Below are 5,749 nucleotides of genomic sequence, written 5' to 3' on the forward strand. Positions count from 1 at the left end.
CCGAGAGGTCTCTTTTTTTATGCCAAAAATTGAAGGTTCTATAATAAATCGAACTGGTGATTTAAATCACTAGTTCGATTTTTAAATTTTGAATATAAAAATAGCGCAATTACCTCTATAATTATTAGCGACCAAACAAAATAAAAAGAAAGGTAATGCGCCTATGTATAAGTCTACATTAACCATGCTAAGAATTAAAGATAAAAATATTATTATTTCTGAAACTATTACAGAAGATAAATATAAAGGTCATAAGAGCTTATTCTTTTACACAACTCTGACGTACAAGTCTTCTCATTGCGACAATTGCTTAGCTAAAAATGAAAATTATTCTATTATTAAAAACGGTAAAAAATTTTCAACGATTACTCTCCTTAGAATTATGGAAAGACCCGCTTATTTAAAGTTAAAAAAACAACGTTTTTATTGTAAAAACTGTGATAGTTACTTTACTGCTAAGTCAGAGATTGTGGACAATTACTGTTTTATTTCTAATACTACAAAACTTGCAGTTTTGGATAAAGCACAAGATTATCGTTCACAAAAATCTATCGCCAAATCCTGTTTAGTATCTTCAATGACTGTCACTCGAATTATTAATAAAGGGGCTAGTCAAGTTTACCATTCTTCATTTAATGCACTACCCGAACACTTAATGATGGATGAGTTCAAGAGTGTTAAATATGTAACTGGAAAAATGAGTTTCATCTATGCAGATGCTATTTCACACCGCATCGTAGATGCCGTTGCTGATCGCAAACTAAATTCATTAAAAAAACACTTCTATCGGTACTCATTGAAGTTAAGACAAAGTGTGAAAACTGTAACTATTGATATGTATACACCTTATATGTCTTTGATAAAGGAATTATTTCCAAAAGCTAAGATAATCTTAGATCGTTTTCATATTGTTCAATCCTTAAACAGAGCACTTAATATGTCGAGAGTAAGTATTATGAATCAGTTTAGAAACACTCATAGACCTCTTTATAATAAATACAAAGCCTTTTGGAAATTGTTCCTAAAACTTCGCGAATCACTCGAAATATTTAATTATAAAAAAGTGCGTTTATTTAAAGAATGGAAAACTGAGAAAGGAATTATAGACTATTTATTAACTTTTGATTCTCAATTATTTAATACATATCTCTATGTTCATGAATTGAGGAGACTATTAAAAGAAAACCGGGTTGAAAAGCTGATTGACGTTTTATTTTCAATTAATCTTTCTGAAATTAGTATGAAACTTCGTCCTGTAATTAGGACATTAAGAAAATTAGCACCTCTCATTGAAAATACTATCAATTATTCTAATTTGACCAACGGTCCAATTGAAGGAATCAATAATAAAATTAAGCTAATAAAAAGAGTTTCATTTGGTTATAGAAATTATGATAATTTACGAAATAGAATTATTATTAGTTCAAGATTATTCGCTCCAATACATAAAAAAGATATTAAGCAACTTGAAATTGCTTAATATCTACCTTTAAATCTACCAGTCCTATTTGACGTAGAAACAAATTGAAAAACAAGTCGACAAATAACGGCTTTGCGAAGAGAAATCGATTGAAGCTGATACGCTTAAGAATTTTTTAGCTATGAATTATAAAACAATCACATACAATTATTTTTTTAAAGCATTAATATTGTAAAATGTTTTGCAACGTATTATTATTATAGTGTATGAGTCCGAGATAGATATAAGGGGTCTCTTAATAATTTCAATTAAGGAGAGAGAACCCATTGAAAAGGAAGAAAAGCAAACAAAAGGATTATTTCTCGAATGTTCAAAATAAATACTCCATAAGAAAATTTTCAGTAGGAATTACATCAATTTTAATAGGAGCATCTGTCATTTTTGGAGCTAATTCTGAAGCACATGCTGCAGAGATAAAAAGTGATGATAATACACAAAAAGTTGTTAATAAAGAATATAGCGATGGTATTTCGCAAGAACAACAGGATAAATCATTAAATCTTGCTCAAGACAAAGAAAAGTCAAATAATGTTAATAAAAATAAAGTAACAGACGTAGGAACATCTGATGTGTTAAAGGATACAAAGACAGCACATGAAAATGTACAGCAACAAGATAATGTTGCTTCAAAAGAAGAAACTACTAAAAAAACGCCTAGTGCTATAGATAAAAATAATACATCAGCACAATCTGAAGTTGTAACTTCGAGTGATGCTACTAAGACATCTACTGCTTTAAATCAAGTTGATAGAAATCAACTATCATCACAATCTACTTCAGAAAGACCGAAAAAACGCGTTAAACGTGACGTGGGTACTGATGACAAGCAATTAGTAGGGGAATTCGTATTTAGCGGCACAAATAGTAATGAAAGACGCTATAATTTAACATCAGATATCGTGTCTAACAGACGTGTAACAAGTACGTCATTTTCTTATTCAGCATCAGGGCATGGCACAATTGATAATGGCAAGCTGGTTTACGAAGCACCTAAAAAATTTATAATTTCAGAACCAACATTTTCAAAATCGGAATTTGTGACTAACAAGACAAATTTATCTGATAATGAGACATGGCGCTATCAATTTGATTTAAGACCACTTTCTGGTACATCAGCAGGTCAAATCAATATCAGTCAAGTTATTGGCGGGATGATTTGGACGGGACCAGGTGAAGGTGATGTTGTTACTTCAACAATGAAAATGTATCAGGGAGATACGCTTGTTGATACTAAACAAGTTAATGCAACATTTGATCATATAAAAGGTGGTTTATACATAGACCGAGGGCAAGAAAAACCGACGTCTATTTGGAGAATTACACGAAAATCAGCGGCTGCACAATCACCTACGATTGGAGTTATCAAAGAAGATGGGACAATTTCTGAGAAAACGGATAACTATCGCTATCAGGTGCCACTGCCAAGAGATAATTGGTTTTTAGAAAATCGTGATGATGCAGTATCACCACATTATTATTCACGTTATACTGATTTTAAATATAATATTTTAAATATTCCAAGTTGGTTAGAACTTGATCCAGATGCTAAAGGCAATAGATTTTGGACACAAGATGAATCAGGCATTCATCTCCATCTTAATGAGGGTGATATTTTACCTTATAATGGTTATACACCAGTATTAAAATTGAAAAAATCTGCATTAACACCAGAATTATTAGCAAAATTTAAAACTGACGGCTTTATTAAAGTAAACTTAGATTGGCAAACGATAGGCCGACTTCCAAATGGACAAGATTATATTCAAAATGTACCTGATCCAGAGGGAATTAAGTTTAAAATGATTAATGAGGCTGGTACAGCAACAAGTAATGTTTATTTTATGAATTTCCGACTGCAAGAGCCTTCACATTTGTTTTCAAAAGCAGATCACAAAAATGAAGTATTCCGTGTGCAAAAATATATATATGATAGAGACCAATCGAATAAATATGCACCTACTTACATGCATTCAATACAATTACCATCAGGGCAAGAAGGCGATTACTTTACTACCTTTAAGCTTTCATTACCTAGAATAAATTATAATAACGGTTCAAGTGATAAAAATGCAGATAAAGGAATAGTATTAAAAGCACCATTTATTCTATACGGTGTAAATGCTGATGGATCTACTACAAAATTAAACGAATGGACGTCAATCAACAATACAAATAATACCTATGGATTGGGAGATAAAAAATATAATCATTTAATACTCCAAACACCAATTATTAGAGATACGGTTTCACCAGATAGTGAAGCAGAAAAGGACATTTATGGTTGGGAGGCAGATATCACATATGCAGTAGATGATCAGCGTTGGGAAACAGCTGCAAAAGATGATGATGTGACCCAAATGCAAAATGGAATTATTATTAATCAAGTAGCAGAAAATACGTTACAAGCTGCTAGTTCCGTTCCAACAAGGGCATTGACAGGTAATGAGTTACAACCAGCATATTCGTATATTCATACTAAGGATGCATTTAAACACACTTTAACAGATGTTGATGTAAGAAATACAAATTCAGGTTTAGGAAATGTATTAAACTATAATGAAAAAGCTAATGTCATTGTCAAAGCAGACACTAAAGATTATATGAAATATTTAAGTACGGATCCATTAGATAATAGTTCTGATATTAGCGTTGATAAATTAGATCATATTAATCATGTCTATTTATCATTAAGTGCGCCTGATGACACGGCAATAGGTAATGTGCGTGTATGGACGAATAATGAATTAATACGTACATCAACAGTTTGGAATCCTTCATTATATGAAACTACGCCATCGAATGTTCTAAAAAACCGCCCTGTCTTAAATCCAATTAAAGTGATAAAAAATTATAAAAATAGCGGTAGAACGTTATATATTTATGAAGCACCTGAAGGATATAAGTGGAATCAGTCGGTAAAGAATTCCATTACAGAACGAAGTTCAATCACTCAGAATACGCCAGAAATCACTTTTGATATTTATAATAGAGGTACGTTACCAACGGGAACTTATTCAATTAGATATGCTACGATATGGGATGAAAATTCGGAAATTGTGCGTCCTACTGAAGAACAATCTTTAAGTCATAATAATCTTGAATTATCTGATGTAATTACAGAAGATTTAAGTGGTAATAAAAAGTTTGTCTCAGTTATTGATGTGCCATTTAAAATTGCATTAGCTAAGGAATATGCTTCTACATTAACTATTGGTAAAGATGCGTCGAACAGTTTTGATAAATCTCAGGTTGATGTTAACTTAGGAGAAAGTGTGAATTTACAAACAAATACGGCCAACTTTACTAACAGTGAAGGAATTATTAAAGAAATCATTGTGACCATTCCGAAAGACAATATTAAAACGAATTTAACGGCGTTAATTCCTGACACTGAAAAATATCATGTTGTTTATACAACAGACACGGATGTACGTAATGGTGTGTACAATTCTAATCCAACAGATTTAACAAAAGTTACGGCAGTTAAATATGTTTTTGATGAACCCCTTGTTTTAACAAATGGACAAAGTTTCCAAACAAATATGCGTGTTACTGTGCCAGAGGATGCACCTATTTTAACAAAAGCGCATTCTCAAATCTTTACTAAAGGTTTGGATAATACATGGCTTTCAGGGAATAAAGTTGAGCTTGAAACAGAAGATAACCGTGGAGACTTAGTGGTTAAGTATACTAATGAATCAGGGAATACAATTCAAAATTCACTGACATCAAAAGGTAAAAAGAATACGGAGTATAATGTTAGTGTGCCTCAAATGATTGATAGACTAAATCGACACTATAAATTTGTTAGGGTTGATAATCAACTTGATCCTACAACGGGTCATTATGCTAAAGGTCAAACTAAAATTGTTAATTTAATATACGTAGAAGTATTTGAAGGTAGTGTGATAGCCGACTATAAAACAACGGATGGAGAAGTGTTAAGTCCGCTAGTAACAGTTGTAAATAGTCAAATTGAAGGAACAGAATATACAGCTACACCAGCAACAATTCCAGATCGCGTAACCTTTGAAACAACTGATGACGGTAAAGTTAAAAAGACAATAAGTTATCATTTAATTTCGACACCAGAAAATCAATCTGGAACAGTTGTAGGTAAGCAGACAATAGAAGTTCACTATGTATACGAACCGATTACAACTTATGAACAGATACCGAACGACGCGCCGCAAGAAACGCCAGTTGCGTTAGAAGTAACACGTTACGTGGATAGTGAAGGTAATGAAGTGCAGGAAACGGAAGAGGGCA

The 5,749-nt window shown here is 32.2% G+C and carries 2 protein-coding genes; both read left to right on the top strand.

What is annotated here, in order from left to right; translation table 11 throughout:
* Positions 1–163: 163 nt before the first annotated feature.
* Positions 164–1,480, top strand: a complete 1,317-nt coding sequence (locus HMPREF3267_RS11540) for an ISL3 family transposase (RefSeq protein WP_062078468.1) — start codon at positions 164–166, stop codon at positions 1,478–1,480.
* A gap of 266 nt (positions 1,481–1,746) precedes the next feature.
* On the top strand, positions 1,747–5,749 hold a 4,003-nt coding region (locus tag HMPREF3267_RS11545), incomplete at its 3' end, for a YSIRK-type signal peptide-containing protein (RefSeq protein WP_141762869.1).

The sequence above is a fragment of the Staphylococcus sp. HMSC62D11 genome (assembly GCF_001839145.1).
Taxonomy (GTDB): domain Bacteria; phylum Bacillota; class Bacilli; order Staphylococcales; family Staphylococcaceae; genus Staphylococcus; species Staphylococcus lugdunensis.